Raw genomic sequence first — 17,504 nt, forward strand, 5'->3', positions numbered from 1 at the left:
GGGAACAAGCTCTTATAAAATCAAATCGATGATGAAGAAATATAAACAATACGTATCGTTTACACTGATCGGCCTTTTACTCGCAGCCTTATCGGGATGTGCGCTGGACGAAACGCCTTTCTCGCAGATTTATACCGACAATTATTACAAAAACGCGGCCGAGGTCGAATCGGCGCATGTTGCCATGTATGGAAGTTTTTACGATCTGTACGGTGGTCATTATCCGCTCCTTGCCGAAACCGCCAGCGACCTCATGTTTCCGCGCAACGTAGTAGGCCGGTCGTCTATTACGTTATACACCTACGAGCCAACGTATTCGGTACAGACCGGTTTTGCACGGGTTTTTGAGTCACCAATCCAACTCTGGCAATCAGCGTATCAGTGTATTGAAAAAGCAAACTGGCTGCTCGAAAAAGTACCCAATACCGAAATGGATACGGTACGTCGTCGGGAAGTAATTGGCGAAGCGTACTTCTTACGTGCCCTGATGCACTGGACATTAGCTAAGAATTTCGGCGAAGTGCCCCTAAAAGTTACGCCAACCAATACCATTGAACGGGCCACGAACGCCAAAGCGCCCCTCGCTGAAATTTACACGCTGATATACGACGATCTGACGAAAGCAACAGCCGCTTTACCGAATTATTCGGCAGGTTTAGTACCGGGAAGGGCGTGTAAACAGGCGGCCATTTTATTACACGCCAAGGCTGCGCTTTATAACGAAAACTGGGCGCTGGCGTTTGCGAAGTCAAAAGAACTGATTGACTCTGGCAGATTGACCCTGCTTCCCAACGTAGTGGATGTGTACGACGTGACGAAGAAAGCGCAGGCTCGCACGGAGAACATCTTTGCGGCTGAATCGAACGGACTCGTAACGCCTAATAAATATACGGCGGTTGCCTGGCAGGTTGCCCCACAAACAGGCGTTGGCGTCTATTCGAACGGAGCTTCCGGCGGTTTTTACATGTACCGGTCTTTTTATAAATCCTTTAACCCAATCGACAAACGGCGGTTGCTGCTGGATACCAGTTTTGTTTCCAGTTCGGGAACAATTGTCCGCCAGAATGCTATCGATACGCGGTTGCTTGCCAAAGATAGTCTGGTAGTGCTCGGTAAGTTTAAAGACCCAAAATCAGTCGGGGCCGCAAACAGCAACAATATGCCGGTTCTGCGCTACGCCGACGCTTTTCTGATTGCGGCCGAAGCTGAGGCAAGACAGAACGGTGGAACAGGCGTCGCTTACGACTATATCAATGTCATTCGCCGACGGGCGGGCATTCCAGTACTAACGCCGGGGTTAAGCAAAGATGGTTTTATTGATGCAGTTCTCCGCGAAAGGGCCTGGGAGTTTTTCGGGGAAGGTGATCGGTGGTACGATCTGACCCGTACCGGCAAGTTTTTGACCGAGATACCAAAAGTTAAGAATGCCGATTACCCCGAACGAAAACCGCTGACTAAACACAAATATTTCCCGATTCCGCAGGTGGAAATCAACGCCAACCCCAAGCTTCAGCAAAATCCGGATTGGCAATAATGTATGCTAAAGACTGTTTTTATTAAAGAGCTAAATGCTTCTCTAATACGTCGCTTATGAGCAGTGCTTTTTTGAAAAATGAAACGGCGGATGCGCCTGTTGTTATTCCGGCACGCGCCCCTTTACCTCCCGGTACGCCCAATTATGTTACGCCCAAAGGTCTTGAGCTACTGCGCACTGAACTGATTGAGTTGGAAACCGAGCGCGCCCATTGGCAAGCGGCTATCGGCGATGATGAAAAAGAGCGTAGCCGGCAACTGGCCTTATTTAATGGGCGTATCGCCAATCTAAATCAGCGTATTTCTAGTGCTAAAGTAGTGGACTCTCAGGAGCAGGACAGCATTCGGTTTGGGGCTACAGTTGTTCTAAGAACCCAAATGGGAAAATTAGCGGGGATGGAACGGCAGTTTACCATTGTAGGTGTTGATCAAGCTAATGCTAGCCAGGGACTAATTGCCTTCACGGCTCCCCTGGCACGCGCCATACAGGGAAAACGGCTTGGTGACACGGTGGTATGGCCGACTGGACCTGGTCAGCAACTACTAGAAATTGTACGTATCACCTACGAAATGGCCTGACTATAAGGCATTGACTAGTAGTTGCCTATACTGCTCTAGTCGCGCTGATATCAATCTATTGGCCCATCTCCCCGCAATGTTCAGTACCCGAATTTGCTGCTCAATCAGCCAGACCCGCAGCCGTTGGGTTCACCAGATGAGGCTTTCCTTCCTTAAGGCCAGTGTTATGAGTCCGTTTCGTGCCGCCCATTAGGTCGCGGAAGATCACTGGGTCGCTTTGCCGTTTGGTACGGCACTGGCACGGGTGATAGGCCACCGCGACGCTGTTGCGGGTCCGGAAAATCCACGGTTCACCGTCGCGGTCACTTGGCAAGTCTGCAATGCATCATTAACTTAACTACAGCAGTACGATTGAGACGTTGATTAGTGACTAGGTAGCCAGTGCGAATGGCAGTTTGCGACAGCAGCCAACTTCCACAGGTATCATTAAGGCAATGGGCCGCAGTTAGTTTGGCTATATTTCGTTTCCCTTCACGTTTATCTCGTAAAAGGCTCCCAAATTTGATAGTAAGTGTAGTCGGCTTGTCTGACAATCGTCTTGGCAACTGTACCCTCAATAACTATGGTGATTATTTTTTTATGAAGCGCAGGTTCGTCACTCCATCCCGACTAAGGGTGAAACCTGCGACCGAGCCGGTGGTCTCATCGCTAAATGTCAGGCAATTATTACCCTGCAGATCCGCCAGGAACTGATTGTTGGCTAGTGCCAGCAAGGGCACATGGACTAGATGGAAAAAGCTTAACCGTAGTGTGTTTTTGTGGCGTGTAAGCCGGTAGACTTTCCCCAGCTCAGGGCTGTAATATCGCCCTGCGAGCCGCTTCAAGTCGGATACGGTGTGCTGAGCCGTTTCAACCCGTTCGAGAGTCGACTCAAACGCTCGTGAGCGAAGGGAAAGTGTTTTATGATCAGGCGAAAACGCATACCAATGATGGCTATAGTTACCCTGATTGGTCCATAAAAGAGCTTGTCGCTGTTTTAAGGGCTCTTCCCACCCATGCTCGGATCGGGCGACGTAAAGCTGATTATTTTTTACCCGGATGAACCGAACCTCAGCCTGATTGGCGGGATGAAGATAGAGGCCGGCTAACGGCTGGATGGGTTTAAGCACGCTATCCCTAGCGGGTTCAGTGGGTTGGCGCTGTATCGAGGGCTCCAGCCATCGACCAATCGTCAACAGCAAATCGGTCAGATTATACAAATTAGTCGTATTCGCCAGGCAGATTAGCGACAGTTCTTGATGAGGGAAACGGACCAGCTCCGCCTGATAGCCTGGATCTGACCCACTGTGGGTGATGGCCAGTTCACCGCCATACGGCTCTACTTCCAGCCCAAATGCGTAGGGAATAACCGTCCCATCGTTTAGCTGACTGGGTGTAGTCAGTCGTTGCACGAAGGCTGGCTCCTTTTTACCTAATTGATTCTGATAAAAATTACGATCCCATTTGAGCAAATCCTCCAGCGTAGTCACCAGCCCTGTCGAGCCGACTGTATTGGCTTTAAAGCGGACCGCTCGGTAAGTAGTCTTTCCCAATTTTTGACTAGGCCGATAGCCGGAGGCCAGGTGGGGTATGGACGCAGTTAATCGGCCATAAAAGCGGGTGTGGCTCATGCCCAGCGGAGTAAAGATGGCTTCCTGGGCAAAATCAGCAAACGGTTTTCCGCTTACCCGGCTTACCAGTTCCGCCAGCACAACGTAGCCGCCGTTGTTATACTCATGCCGTGAGCCAGGGGTAAAATTTAACTGCTGCTGCCGATACAACTTTTCCATCACCTGCTGGTTGGTATAATGCCTTTCTCCTTTTAGCGTCAAACCAATCAGGGTAAACCCATCGCGTAAACCACTGGTATGATCAATCAACTGACGGATACGTATGGTATCATGGCCCGTTTGTAGTTCGGGCAGGTACTGGCGAATATCGTCATCGAGCCGCAGCTTACCCTGTTCAGCCAGCAGCGCCACACAGGCGGCCGTAAATTGTTTGGCCATCGAGGCCACCCAGAACTGGTGGTTTACACTCAGCGCTTGCTGGCGGCTGAGGTTGGCCATGCCAAACGATTTTTGATAAAGTAGCTGACCTCGATGAACAATACCCACTACCGCGCCAGGCGACTGAGTGGAGTTCCAGGTTGAAAAGGATGAATCGATTTTAGCCGCCAGCTCGGGCGATAGGGATTGACCAAAAAGTGTCACTGATGAAAGGATGGAGCAGTAACCCACAAAGAAACGTAGTATGCGGTTCATGGCTTGACAAGCTGATTGAAGCCGCAAAACAACCTAGACTCCTGGCCGTTTCCGTAACTTTTGAGGCCAATTCCGACGAACCTGCCTTATTTTACCGACGAATGGTGAGATCGAAGCCACTGCCGGAAGTCGCTGGCTCTGGCCCGGCTAACGAAAAGTGTCTCGGGCAGACTAGGGTGGGGTTTCAACTGCACCAGCAGTTTGCCGCTGCTCGTTGTCTGAACCTGATCGATGAGCGAAGAGCTGATAATATACTTTCGATTAATGCGAAAAAACTGGGCTTCCGCCAGTTGAGCACTCACCTTATCCAGTGAGCTCTCCAGGGGGAAAACTCGGCCCTGGTGGGTAAGCAGATACGTTAGTTTATCTTCGGCGAATAGGCACAGAATGTCCGGTTGAGTCAGTAAAACGTCCCGTTTGCCCAATCGTACCAGAAAGGTATCGGGTGAGCGAGCCATCGTGTCAATGGGTTGGCTTTGCTCTTGGAGCGATAGGTGGTAAAAATAAAGGCCCACGTAGATCGCATTAACCAGCAGAATGAATATACCCGCCAGAACCAGGTCATAGCTGAAGTAGCGCTGGTTGGGGTAAGGGCGCACCAGCCAGTAATCCAGGAACACCAATGCCGTCAGGACGATGCTGCCCAGTAGCCAAGTTGAGCCGATTTGCAGCAGCAGCCTTCCAGGAAAACTACGCTGCCAGGGGAATCTATTATCTAAGGCTACGATAACCCATCGGATGGTTCTCCAGACCAGATAGATTTTCAACGCATCACTGCTCAACTCATAGAGTAACATCCCGTTGAGCGTAATCTGCTCGTAGGTAAGATACTGTATAAAGACTGTAATCAGGGGCACCCCGATCCACATGGCCCAGCCGTCTTGATAATGAGGAATGAGATTGTTCTTGCTGGCTTCTAGGGAATCCATACGGTCTAGTCAACGACTAAATTATTCTCTCTACTACTTGGGGGCTGCGTAAGCCATTGACAAAGATAAAGAAGATTAGGCATGGGCTGTCGACCGGTATATTTCACGCAAAGGACTCGTTGAGCTTACTCGGCAAAAAGCACCTCCGTCTCGCATCCGCCCGATTATTCTTACGTATTTTAAACGTAGTAGGAACGAGCTGCCGAATCAAGTAGTGGTCAGTGCAGCGCAGACAATGCCAACCCATTCGTTCGTTACTGGGGTGATAGCATTTACCCCTCCTGATACCCTGAACTACCACGTATTATATAAATGCTCTATTCTTAGGACGTCTTATTAGACTGCAGATGCTATCTTCAATCAAAATCGTTCATTAAAACCTCCGTTACGAATCAGGACAAGATGTCTCCCACACAATAATCTTGGCAAGTTCATACCAGGAAGTCATCAATGGCTTAAACCGAGCTTCGATCTCGTTCCGTTTGATTTTTAAGGTAGGCGTTATCAGATTATTTTCTACGGTCCAGGCTTCCCGTACTATGATAATTTTTCGGATTCGCTCATAGGGATGTACGCGATCATTTACGGTATTTATTGTATCAATAAGCGATTTTTCAACATCTTTTTGAGCCGCTTTTTGACCAGTTTCTGACAAGACAATTAGTGCTATCGGCTGGGGTAGCTCATGACCCGTAATGCAGATTTGTTCGATAAATGGATTGTCGCTAAATCCGGCTTCAAGCATAGCTGGCGCAATGAATTCACCCTTTGAACTCTTGTACACATCTTTCAGTCGACCCGTAATGCGGAGATAACCTTCCGAATCCAGTTCGCCAACATCACCAGTTCTGAGCCAGCCGTCGGCGATCAGTGTTTCGGCTGTCAGTTCCGGATTGCGATAATACCCCCGCATGATCCAATCCGACTTTGTCAGGATTTCGCCAGTAATCGGATCAATGCGCACGCTCATGCCCGGATTGATGCGGCCCACTGTGCCATCTTTGATCTGATCAGCAGGCATCATACAAACGGACGCCAGATTTTCGGTCATCCCGTAATTTTCCTGTATCCGAATGCCTAATCGGCGGAACCACCGAATTAACGAAGTTGGTGTAGGTGCTGCCCCAGTTAGTATAAGAACAGCATCATTGAGCCCCAGACTTTGCCGAATACGGCGTTTAATTAAATTGGAAACCAGCGGAATACGAAGTAACAGATTCAACCTTTGTTCCGGCAGTTTGGCCAGTACGCCCTGTTGGAATTTCGTCCAGATGCGAGGAACGGCGAGGAAATGCGTTGGTCGGGCGGCAGCCAGGTTTTTGGCAAACGTTTCCAATGATTCAGCAAAGTAAACCGTGCCGCCCGTGATCATGCCCATTGCTTCTACAATAGTTCGTTCGGCCACATGACAAAGTGGGAGGTATGAAAAAAAACGGGCATTGGGTAATTCCTGAAATGTCATTGGCCGGACATTGATGGCGAGTCGGGCAGCCGACCGGTAGTCGATCATGACGCCTTTGGGCGTTCCCGTTGTACCCGACGTATAAATAATTGTGAACAGCTCGTCAAGGTCTGCTTTTGGGCTTTCGGCCATGGGCGAAAAGTTCGCCATAATTTCATCCCAAGAACGTAAGGCGGGATCGGTTTGATAATCGGGAAAAGCTATCGATACGATGCTATCGGGTACGCCAGTCTTCATCGTGTTCCAGTTATCGACCTTGCCAATAAACAAGACTGTACATTGGCTATGGTCCAGCAGTTCCTCTAACTGGTCAGCCGTCAGCGTTGGATAAAACGGAACGGATATGTAACCACTCATCAGAATGGCAATATCCGCGATTATCCATTGTGGGCAGTTTTTTGAGATCAGACCAATATGGCTACCGGATGGCAAACCAAGCGATTGCAGGTAGGTAGCCATCCGGCGAGCCTGTTGCCCCACTTCGGCCCAGGTATAGTCGATGTACGTGTCACCTACCGGTTGCCGTAGATAGATCTGATTTGCTTTTTCGCGCTCCCACTTATAGAAGTAATCAATGAACGGCACAATGTCCGTTTGAGTCTGGATGTCCGTTTGCATAGCATTGATTGGCAAGCATTGATCTTGTTAATGAGCTTATACAGGATCGCTAATTACCAGTTTGGGGTTTCGGGCAGTCGAACCAAGATGCTTTTTCGCCCATCTACGACCAAGTTTCCAGGCGGCTTTCAATAGCTGAATACGCGATGACTGACCTAGTACAAGCAAATAATTACCCATCAAATACTGGCGACCATTGGTCTCACCGATCAGGTTCAGATCAAAAGCCAGTTGATTGTAGGGCACCTTCGAGGACCGATATAACAAAGGCCACTGTTCCGTAATATCCGTTTGCGATCGCTCTTCGTCGGGTGGTAGCACAACCAGTCGATCATCGATCGGATATTGGATCGACCGTTGGTTTCGGACAAAATCCTGGGCAAACCGGACCAGCGGCTGTGTAAGCCGATTATTGTTCGGCAAATAAAGTCGATGCTGTAACCCCATCAGTTGGATTAATTTGGGATTTGGCGTGCGAAACAAAAAGGCGTAGGAACGAATCAGCCAAAACGGACCGAGCGCGAATCGCATATACCGAGCCGACATGTGATGAGCAATACCTTGTCCGGCAGCGACCATATCCTGAAAGCCGATTCCGCCGTATAAAAAAGGTATCTTCCGCCGTCGGAAAGGCGTTTGCATGGTATAGAGCGAATAAGACTGTACGCCCACCAACGCTCCATCCAGATGTGCCAGTACCATGGTTGGGTTATGTACCAGATGTGCCGACTCCAGATAGCCGGGCCGAAATGGGAAACCTGTTCGGGCAATCAGCGCGTAGCAGTCAGCGATCTCAGCAGCAGTCAGTTCAGCAGCTGGTTTAATTGAAATACTAATTGGCGATTTCATAAAGATATAGGGTTAAGAGTCTATTCAACAATCCGTGCAGACTGTAATGCAGCATCCTTCGTAGTCTGTCTGAGCGAACTGAAAGGTATTTTTGGGAGCGGTAAGATGCCAATCCTGATTTTTCAGCTGAAACTGAATCGCATCCAGAGACCATCGTTTATCCGTCGCTTTCAAAAAGGCTTCTCTGGCGGTAAACAGCCGGAAGAATAGCGTAGATCGCTCGTTTTCAGGCAGCTCCATAAGTTGTTCAAATTCGTCTGGACTTATAAAATGTCGAAAGCGAGTTAAGTCAATCGATCTATACGGCTCAATATCGACACCAATCGGATGGTTGGAGAGCCCAATTAGGTAATGTCCGGCGGCATGCGATAAATTAAAAAACGGTAGGTTGGTGCCTACCACCGGACCTAAATATGGTTTTCCAGTGGCCGTTAGAGACAACAGAATAGATGGGGGCGGTATGTCGAGGTATTCCGCTAATACGCGCTTGAGAAATGTTCGCCCAGTCAGGAACTCCAACCGTTTTTGCGGACTTAGATATCGTTGGTAACGAGTTTGTTCTTCGGTATCAAGCAAATCGAAATCAGGCCTAATTTCAGGCTGCTCTTTTTTGACCAGTGTAAATGTATCGGTCGAAAAAAAGGAGTTTGACGTAGTATCCTTTAGGCTGGTAGCGTTCAAAAAACTCATACTGTGACGGCCACTTTTCGGTAGCTTGAATCCAGGTGAATGCCCAGCATTGCCAAGTACTGTATCCGATTTAGGTACGCTGCACCATTCAGAAGCTGATACGCTACGTCAGCCACCCGCCGATTTTGCCAGGCTTCCAGCCGTGTGCCTTTTACCCATTGGTTGAACGAACCCATCGCAGGACCACACCAGATTTGATAATCCAGTTCGCGACCAGCTACCCCCCGGTTGGCCCAAACTGATGATAACCCCAGATACCAGCGGAATACCAGGGCCATTTTACGTTTGGGATTATCAGCGGCCAGGGTAATTTGTTCGGGATCTCGCTCGGCAAAAAACGTTTGGCACTGCGACCAAATCGCATTGAATGATTCACCCAAAAGGGTTTTTTCCAGGCTCATTCGTTCTTGTTCGGGAATAGCCTCCCAACTCGGATGCGCATTATACAAGTCGTATAATTTCTGAGCACGAAGTCCAAAGAGCGTCCCCTTTTTGGCCACCTGAAGTTTTACGCCCATCTCAAACATATCGGCCGCCGGGGCCATCATTACGTCGGTCATACTGACTTGGGCCAGCACCGCCCGCACATGATCGGACGTTCCGGCTTCACGGCAGCCCTGATTGATGGAGCCCGTCACGACGTAGGCGGCTCCCATGGCAAAAGCGCCCGATACGGCTTCTGGTGTACTAATGCCGCCAGCGGCCCCAATCCGCACAGAATGAACGTATTGCGCTTCGGCCTGTAGTTGATCTCGTAAGGCCAATACCGCTGGGAGCAGACAAACCAGCGACCGTTTGTCGGTATGACCTCCTGAATCGGCTTCTACTGTTATGTCGTCGGCCATCGGTACCACAGCAGCCATCAACGCCTGATCAGGGGTTATAGCACCGGTTTCAACGAGCTTTTGCAGTATAGTATCAGGTGCAGGTTTCAGAAAAACCGTAGCCACTTCGAGCCGTGATACCTTCGCAATAATCCGGTTCTTTACTCGAATTGATCCATCCGGGTGCCGGTGAAGACCGGCAGCACGGTAGCGCACTACATGTTCGGTAAGGCCTAAAAAAGCGGAGGCTTCAATGATCGTTACGCCTTTTTTCAGGTAGAGGTCCACCGCTTCCCGTTCCAACGCTTCTTCATTCGGGCTATGAATGAGATTAAAGGCATAAGGGCCATCGGGCAAAGCTTCCTGAATAGTATCGATAGCCCATCTAATCCGGGATGGCACCAACCCGCCCGCGCCAAACGACGCCAGCATACCTGCTTTTCCCAGCGCAATAACCAACTCTTCCGACGCAATCCCGTTCGCCATAGCCCCTGCCATGTAGTTGTAGCGGGTGCCGTAGGCCTTTCGGAAGGAAGGATCACCGAATTGCTCGGCTTTACATGCAGGCTGTGTCGCCAGCAGTTCCATCGAACAAAGTTGAGCGTGGTCGGTCGTGCCAAAACTGGTTGTGACACCAATTCGCCCTTGTGCATCACGTACCCAGAAACACGGCTCCTGTAGGTTTTCAAGCAATTGACGAATCTCCGATTTAGCGAACTTTACAGCCTGGCGATCGCCAAACCATTTCGTCACAGATCGTTCCAGTTGGCAACTGATTCCATTTGGTAAAGCAGACTCGATAGGTAAGCTGGCAGTCATGAGGGTGTACGTTTTTAAAAGAGTTAGGCAGTTAACCGATGCGTATGCTTAAATCCGTCACGGTATAAATTCGCAGAGCGCCTTTCCAGAGGCTGGCGTCGGCAGTTAGCAGCACGGATGAATCCGCTCGATCAATTGTTTTGATATGAATTTCCAGGCTTATTTCAGGGTCAGTGCCTAAAATCTGCCCACGGTACTTCCAGACCGTTTTGTGAGGAGCTGCCTGCTGGAACGTGACACCTGATAAGTCAGCGGCTAAGCCCTGCTGCAGCGCAAAAAGCTGCATGGCCTGCACCATCGCTTCGACGCCTAGCGAACCGGGCATGACGGGGTCCTGGTAGAAATGGCAGGTAAAAAACCAATTGGATGGGTCAATAGCTTTTTGGGCAAATACATAGCCATTTCCATACTTACCCCCCTCTTTTACAATCAGTGCCGTATCGAGTAGATTGAGTTGATTACCAGCCAGATGAAGTTGTGGAGAAGCCGAATTGACGGACTGAAACAATTTTACTCGCCCAAAAAGGGAATCAAGTTTCACCCGTAGGCTTTTGAGTTGATCGGCTGGCTGGTTGACGTACCAGGGGGCTACGTGAATGCCCTGATCGAGCCCAACCTGATTAGCCAGATCATCTTTGGTGAAAAAACCAAACGACGCATTACCCTGGTAAAAGACGGTGCCATCGATGGATAGCGCAAAACTGTATCGCTGCAAAACCGTACCATTCAGCGCGGTATGGCTTTGCAGACAGACCTGGTTCGTGATCGTTTTGCCACGCAGGTCAACTGGGCGAAGTAGATCGCCATCGCCGTCGAGGTTTCGGAAGAAAAGATCTTTCTCCGGGAATTGCAGCGTGGAGCCTAGGTAAGCGCCCAGAAACCCGCACGGTTGCAAGGCAATTTCCATCAGAACCGAATAGGGCATCACGGGAGCTGCGTTCTGCTGGTAATACCACGCATCGGTCGGCACGTCATATTCGCTGATCATTACGGGTTTGTTATTGAAAACATACCGCTGACCCGTTGTCGACAGCACTCTGGAAATCAATTGCAGATCCGTATTGGGTTGCCTCGACAGTGCCCGCCCTTCAAATACGGCATAGTCCTCACCGAAGCATTTATGAACTGGTCCCAGCGCAAACTGAGTCAGATGATATTCATTAAACAATACGGGTTTATCAACAGGTTTGACGAACACACCACCCTGACGATTCAGGGCATTTTTCAGATAGGAAGGCTGATCTTTTTCCTGAAGTCGAAGCCCCAGATTTTCAAAAAACACCGCGATTTGTCCTTCATACAAGATCGTTAAATCAGCGATGACGTACGGTTCCGGCACTAAACCAATTTCCCGGACATCAAGCTGATAAATTAGTTTTCCAACACGGGCTGGCACTTCTTTTCGGCAACGAACTTTCTGCGGTTTACCGAGTACGGGTTGAAAACGAGCATCTTTTGTGAGACGCTGCATGCCCAGCAACAACATATAAAAGCGCAGGAGTTGGCTCCCCCCCTCGGCTTGTAGCGAACCGGCCAGCACTTCATCGTCGCGAAAATGGCAGGGGAAATACCAATCGTCAGGATGCAGATCTTTTTCCGCTTCAATAAATCCAAGTCCACTACTACCGCCCTGCCGATCAACGTGGGTGATTCGGTCCAGCATCAGGATTTCTTTGGGCGGAAGACGTAGAGATGAATTACGACCATTCGGAAAATAGGCGTTCCCAAAACAACGGACCAAATCCCCCCGTACCAACGCCATCATCTCCTCGGTCGAGAAAGCTGTTTTAGTACATTCCAGCAAGGGTGTAAAGAATTGTCGCGGGCGAGTTTCCCGTTGACGGCGTTCCTGCGCAGTAAAGACTACGCCCTGACCCAACGCCAATTCGGCATCACTAAAAAAACCAGCGCAACCGCCATCCATTTTCAGCACCAATCGGTCTTCAACGTAGCATCGATAGCTAAAAAAGAACAGCAGATTCTGCTCGTTGCGGACAAAGCGGTCGATAGAAATGTCATAACGCAGGGTTTGCCCTTCAAACGGCAGATCGTCGGTGAACGTCAGCGTGCAATCCAGCAAGCGGTATACATACTCGCCTTTGTTCTGAAAATCAACCCCTAAATAACTGATCAACAACAAATCACATTGCCCTGATTCAACGGCTACGGCACCAGGAATTTGGCCGTCGGTGGTAAAGGTCGATCCGTATGGAATATCGTATTCGGTTGTAATTCGGGATGGTTTATAGTCATGCACAGTCGCATCCAAGCTGGTCACCCGACTTACCAGCAAATAGGGAGGCATCGGCAACATAACTCGGCGAGAATAGGTATCGATGATGGCGTATTCTTCGCCAAATACGTCCCGAATTCTACCGGAAGCGAACGTGAGCAAATCGGTCTCATTCCAGATAATCGTCTTTTTAAGCAAGCGATCCGGATCTGAATAATCCTGCCTCGACAGCCCATTTTCAGCCAGCTGAGGGGGAGTGCTGTCGAGTATTTCATAAGTGATTTGAGGCTGTTCGATAGCAAACGAGGAAACTTGCATACTGGTTAGCTGAGGGATTTTGGGAAACGTAATGGTTGGCGTTTCGGCCAGCACGGGCGCCCTCTGACCACTTTTCTGGGCGAAATGGCGTCGATTTTCGTCGGTTAGCACGAGTGACTCGAAACGTGGCCCACCAGTTCGCAGCCGTTTAATCAGCGTTTTGCGGGGCGCTTGCCCGGTTAATGAGTGTGTATAAAAAGGCGCTATATTTACTCGTACACCATGCGCAAGTAGTTTGGCAACAAATGCAGTCAGACTCTGCAAAACACTTGCCCCCTTGCGATCCATTGGCAAAACAGCCTGTTCCTTTCCCCGTAGCACCTCCGAAATCCATCGGGAACACGTAGCATTGACGCCCACTTCGATAAATAGTTTGTGGTTATCGTCCGACAGTTTTCGAATAATACGAGGCCAGTCGACCGGGCGACAACACACCTCTAATGAGTTGTTCGCCAGTGTATCAGAGTCGATAGCTAACGGCTCGGCAGTAATGCTTGAATACATGGTTTTGCCGGGCAGCTGCAGAATGTCAAGTCGATGCATCTCTACTAGCTCGCTGGCTACCTGACGACAAAAATCGTGGTGTACTACGTTGTTGATCGTCAACGTGACACCTGTCAGCCCATATCGGGTAAGTAGCTGATCCAGATCAGCGGTATCACCAGAGATGATAATTTCAGTGTCTGTATTGATGAATGTCAGAAACACCCGGCTTTCACTTGAGGCTATTTTCTGGCGGAACCAGTCGGCTAGCGTCGCATAGCCAGGCATTCCGTTGGGCAGATGAATTAACCGGGAACTCCAGCGTTCCCGCGCTTCAGCTTCCGGCAGCTGCCAGAATTCGGCGAGGAGCGTCATTCGGCCACCTACTTTCTCCCGAAATAACGGAGCCTTCACAACTTTTTCTTCGATAGCAGCCGTTTTCCAGATACCCTGACAATAGTACATTGCACTCACTTCGCCCAGACTGTATCCCAACACCGAGTTAGCCTGAACGCCCAGGTACGTCTGTAGTAATTCGGTATAAAAGCCCGAAAATGCACCACCAGTGAGCATCATCGCCAGCGCGTTGGTTTGGAACCGACGCTGTAGTTCTTGTTTTTCCTCCGAATCAGGAGCAAATAAATGGCGGGGATACAGATTGGGACCCAGGGCGTCAGCCATGTTAAGCCCCTGTTTCTGAAGCATATCATACAAACCGGGAAAGGCCTGAAAAAGCATAGCACCTGCTCCAACATACGGACTGCCCGAACCGGGATAAACCAGCGCCAGTTTTCCCGTATTACCGAGTTGTTTTGGCGTGTAGTAGCTACCCGCCGGGGTTTGAAGGGTTGCTTCGGGTTTGGCAACGAGGTTGGTATGGAAATATCGAATTTCCCGCTTAAGCTCCTCAGTTGACGATGCAACAAGCACCACTATCTGTGTCGGCGATTCGGATTCGGCCTGGAAGTTCGTACATAACTGATCGGAAATCTGAGTAAACGATTTGGTTGAAAGAATGCTTTGGATTTGAGCCAATTGCTCTATCAGACCAGAAATCGTATTCGACCGGATCGGGAAAAGGCGTTCCCCACCCCGAAGCAAGTAGGGCGACGGATCATCTGATTTGGGATGATCGCCTTCCGACAGAAGCACATGGGCGCTTGTACCATCAGCGGCCAATCCGTTAATGGCTGCCCGAAGTGAGTGCTGTCCTTTCTCTAAAACCCAGGGGCGGGAAAACGTAGGAACGTAAAAGGGAGCTGAAGCGAATGTAGTCGCTGACGTTGGTCCTTCCCAATTGGGTACTCCCGGCAGAAAACGATAGTAAAGAGATAGTGCCGTTTTAATCAGGGACGCAATTCCCGATGCCGTGTAGGTATGACCGATATGTGCTTTGCTACTACCCAGCGCACACCGTGAGGTAACGTCTTTACCGCCGTATGCCTGAGATAAACCTACCATTTCGGGTTGATCTTCAGCAGCAATACCACTAGCCGAAACTTCCAGCAAGCCGATATCAGATGGCTTTACCTGCTGGCGATTCAGTACCTGAGTGGCCGCATCACAAACGGTCTCCTCGCGAATGGTTCCACGCAGACTAGCGACATCCGATTGCACAATGGCCAGATCATCCAATCGGGCATAGACCCGATCGGTTGCCGTCTCGTCGGCACGTTTTAAGACGATGGCCCCTGCTCCTTCACCAATAGCCCAACCGGTTGTCTTGTGATTCCATCCCATAGATACGGGCCCCGTTTGAACGGGGTGGATAGCCTGGCGAGCCAACACGCTTTCGAACCCACCACCCAAATCCACCGCTCCCAATACGACCGCATCCACTTCGCGGTTTGTCAGTAGACGTCGCGCAATTTCCAGGGCTTTATACACGCCATTTTCGTTTGACGAAACGGTGAAGGCTGGCCCCGTAAAATCCATTAGCGAGGCAATGCGACTAGCAATGATGTTGCCTATAAAACCGGTGTGTTCACTGATCGAATGGCCTTCATAATCAGAGAATATTGCATTTTTCAGCTCAAGGTTCAACGCATTTACTACCGATTCGTCAACGGTAACACCTGCTTCCTGAACGGCCTGCTGAACTTGCAGACCTATGTGCCCCCGTCCCAGTCGATGATGGATTTCCAGTTCGGTTTCCATCGCGATAATGACTGCGACATTAGCCCCTTGTCCTTCCAGCTTGTCCAGGCCCGCATCCCGAATGGCGCGGTCGGCCACTTTCAGCATCAGAATTTGTTGGGGAGACGTTCGCTCAGCTTCGTTTGGTTGAATTTTGAACCGCAACAGATCAATATCGAACGCACCGACCCAGGCACCCCGCAAGTGCTTCATAGCAGGCATTCCAGCAGCTTGTAGTGAATGATTCAATGCATCCATTCCCTTCCACCGTTCGGGGGGTAATTCCCGGAAATGCTGTCGACCCAACAGCAGTGACAAGTAAAAATCGTCGAGATTTTCACAGTCGCCCATGTGCAAATCCATCCCGACAATGGCAAGGGGTACAGGCGGCTGAGGGCTTACGGTTGCCTGGGATTTACTTTCTGGGGTTGAAGACGACAGAATCATGTGGGCATTGGTCCCGCCGAAGCCGAACGCGTTGATGCCCGCCCGCAAGGCCTCCCCCCTGGCTGGCCAGCTTCGATTTTTACGCACGATGCGTTCTGTATTAACCTGACCATCTGCCGATTGCAAGGGTGACTCGATACCCGTTGTAGCGGTAAGCATCCGGTGTTTCATGCCCAGAATTACTTTCAGCATACTGGCCATACCCGATGCGGTCAGCAAATGCCCAATCGTCGATTTTACCGAGCCAACGTACGGAGCGTTAGACCCGAAGAAATCACCGATGCTATTCAATTCAACCTTGTCACCCAGCCGGGTTCCGGTGGCATGACACTCCAGGTAATCAATGAATTCCGGACCAAATCCAGTTTGGCTGTAGGCTCGCTCAAACGCCAGCCGTTGCCCTTTTGGGTTGGGCGTCAGCAGAAATTCGCCTTTCCCATCATTCGACAAACTGACCGTTTCAATAAGGGCGTGAATGGTATCGCCATCCCGTTCTGCATCCGAAAGTCGTTTTAGCACAACCATTCCGGCACCTTCAGAAGAAGTCAGTCCGTTGGAGCGCTGATCAAGCGGGGCCGATAATTCAGAGATGAGCGGATACGCATGGAAATACGAAAAGCCAATGTGAATTTGAAGTGTATGCGCAGCACTGACGGCTCCGGCCAGCATCATATCAGCATTGCCTGCCCGTAATTCATCACAGGCCAACTTCACGGCATACAGGCTGGACGCACAAGCGGCATCCAGCGAATAATGTGGTCCATTCAGGCCAACAGCCTGGGCGACCAGGGCAGAGGGTGTACTGACGACTACTGTATCCCGAAAATTAGCCAAATTTTCCGGGTAGAGCGTCGGTAAAGAAATGGGTTCGCCAGTCAGCGTTTCTACCGTTTGACGGGCGATATCGGCATATAGGTCAGACAGAATCTGCCAGGACTTATGCGTTGGGAACGACAGCGTACCCATAATTACTCCGCATCGCTTCAGGACATCATGACCCCAGTAACCACTGTCTTTCAGTGCTTGCTGAGCGACATAAAGACACCATTGCCCCAATCGATCCTGATTAAGCAGCGTTTGTGGATCGAGTTTATAGCCATGTGGATTGAAGGCAAAATCATCAATAAAGCCACCTCGAAGCGAATAGCATGTATCCAACTTGCCTTTCGCTTTGCTGAAAAACAGGGCGGGATCAATCCCAAAGTCAGCCTCGGTAGCCTGACGGATAGCTGATTTATTGGCCACCAGCTTCTCCCAGAACTGGTCTGGCGTGTTCGCTCCGGGAAATAAAGCCCCTAAGCCAACAACCGCAATTTTTTCCCCTGTTTGAGCCATTTTCAT

Annotated in this window: 9 protein-coding genes; 2 read left to right on the forward strand and 7 right to left on the reverse strand. The window is 50.1% G+C overall.

All coding sequences use genetic code 11. The features are described 5' to 3' along the window. The first annotated feature begins 28 nt into the window (after positions 1-28). Both ACYVE4_RS19060 and ACYVE4_RS19065 read left to right on the forward strand, forming a co-directional pair. On the forward strand, positions 29-1,534 hold the full coding sequence (locus tag ACYVE4_RS19060) for a RagB/SusD family nutrient uptake outer membrane protein (protein WP_461041789.1): 1,506 nt from the start codon (positions 29-31) through the stop codon (positions 1,532-1,534). Between the two features lie 56 nt (positions 1,535-1,590). Next, positions 1,591-2,112: a GreA/GreB family elongation factor gene (locus ACYVE4_RS19065; protein ID WP_461041790.1), complete on the forward strand. Its 522-nt coding sequence runs from the start codon at positions 1,591-1,593 to the stop codon at positions 2,110-2,112. A 569-nt stretch (positions 2,113-2,681) separates the two neighbouring features. Here ACYVE4_RS19065 and ACYVE4_RS19070 read toward each other — a convergent pair. From ACYVE4_RS19070 to ACYVE4_RS19100, 7 genes are all read right to left on the reverse strand, one after another. Beyond that, positions 2,682-4,355, reverse strand: a complete 1,674-nt coding sequence (locus ACYVE4_RS19070) for a serine hydrolase domain-containing protein (RefSeq protein ID WP_461041791.1) — start codon at positions 4,353-4,355, stop codon at positions 2,682-2,684. A gap of 86 nt (positions 4,356-4,441) precedes the next feature. Continuing rightward, entirely contained in the window at positions 4,442-5,284 is an 843-nt protein-coding gene (locus tag ACYVE4_RS19075) for a LytR/AlgR family response regulator transcription factor (RefSeq protein ID WP_461041792.1), read from the reverse strand. Between the two features lie 385 nt (positions 5,285-5,669). Continuing rightward, positions 5,670-7,364, reverse strand: coding sequence for an AMP-binding protein (locus ACYVE4_RS19080; RefSeq protein WP_461041793.1), 1,695 nt, complete (start codon positions 7,362-7,364; stop codon positions 5,670-5,672). Positions 7,365-7,400: 36 nt separating this feature from the next. Beyond that, a complete protein-coding gene (locus ACYVE4_RS19085; RefSeq protein ID WP_461041794.1) occupies positions 7,401-8,213 on the reverse strand; it encodes a hypothetical protein in 813 nt (270 codons plus the stop codon). Positions 8,214-8,237: 24 nt separating this feature from the next. Continuing rightward, positions 8,238-8,903 (reverse strand): 4'-phosphopantetheinyl transferase family protein, encoded by a 666-nt coding sequence (locus ACYVE4_RS19090; RefSeq protein WP_461041795.1) that lies wholly within the window; start codon positions 8,901-8,903, stop codon positions 8,238-8,240. Further along, positions 8,900-10,546 (reverse strand): PfaD family polyunsaturated fatty acid/polyketide biosynthesis protein, encoded by a 1,647-nt coding sequence (locus ACYVE4_RS19095; RefSeq protein WP_461041796.1) that lies wholly within the window; start codon positions 10,544-10,546, stop codon positions 8,900-8,902. The genes ACYVE4_RS19090 and ACYVE4_RS19095 overlap by 4 nt, the downstream gene beginning before the upstream one ends. A gap of 31 nt (positions 10,547-10,577) precedes the next feature. Beyond that, a complete protein-coding gene (locus ACYVE4_RS19100; protein ID WP_461041797.1) occupies positions 10,578-17,498 on the reverse strand; it encodes a beta-ketoacyl synthase N-terminal-like domain-containing protein in 6,921 nt (2,306 codons plus the stop codon). Between the last annotated feature and the right edge of the window lie 6 nt (positions 17,499-17,504).

This window comes from Spirosoma harenae (assembly GCF_054776975.1).

What these genes read in the sequence shown, in the direction of transcription:
- ACYVE4_RS19060 (WP_461041789.1), top strand. Translation starts at nt 29, where the DNA reads ATGATGAAGAAATATAAACAATACGTATCGTTTACACTGATCGGCCTT.
- ACYVE4_RS19065 (WP_461041790.1), top strand. Translation starts at nt 1,591, where the DNA reads ATGAGCAGTGCTTTTTTGAAAAATGAAACGGCGGATGCGCCTGTTGTT.
- ACYVE4_RS19070 (WP_461041791.1), bottom strand. Translation starts at nt 4,355, where the DNA reads ATGAACCGCATACTACGTTTCTTTGTGGGTTACTGCTCCATCCTTTCA.
- ACYVE4_RS19075 (WP_461041792.1), bottom strand. Translation starts at nt 5,284, where the DNA reads ATGGATTCCCTAGAAGCCAGCAAGAACAATCTCATTCCTCATTATCAA.
- ACYVE4_RS19080 (WP_461041793.1), bottom strand. Translation starts at nt 7,364, where the DNA reads ATGCAAACGGACATCCAGACTCAAACGGACATTGTGCCGTTCATTGAT.
- ACYVE4_RS19085 (WP_461041794.1), bottom strand. Translation starts at nt 8,213, where the DNA reads ATGAAATCGCCAATTAGTATTTCAATTAAACCAGCTGCTGAACTGACT.
- ACYVE4_RS19090 (WP_461041795.1), bottom strand. Translation starts at nt 8,903, where the DNA reads ATGAGTTTTTTGAACGCTACCAGCCTAAAGGATACTACGTCAAACTCC.
- ACYVE4_RS19095 (WP_461041796.1), bottom strand. Translation starts at nt 10,546, where the DNA reads ATGACTGCCAGCTTACCTATCGAGTCTGCTTTACCAAATGGAATCAGT.
- ACYVE4_RS19100 (WP_461041797.1), bottom strand. Translation starts at nt 17,498, where the DNA reads ATGGCTCAAACAGGGGAAAAAATTGCGGTTGTTGGCTTAGGGGCTTTA.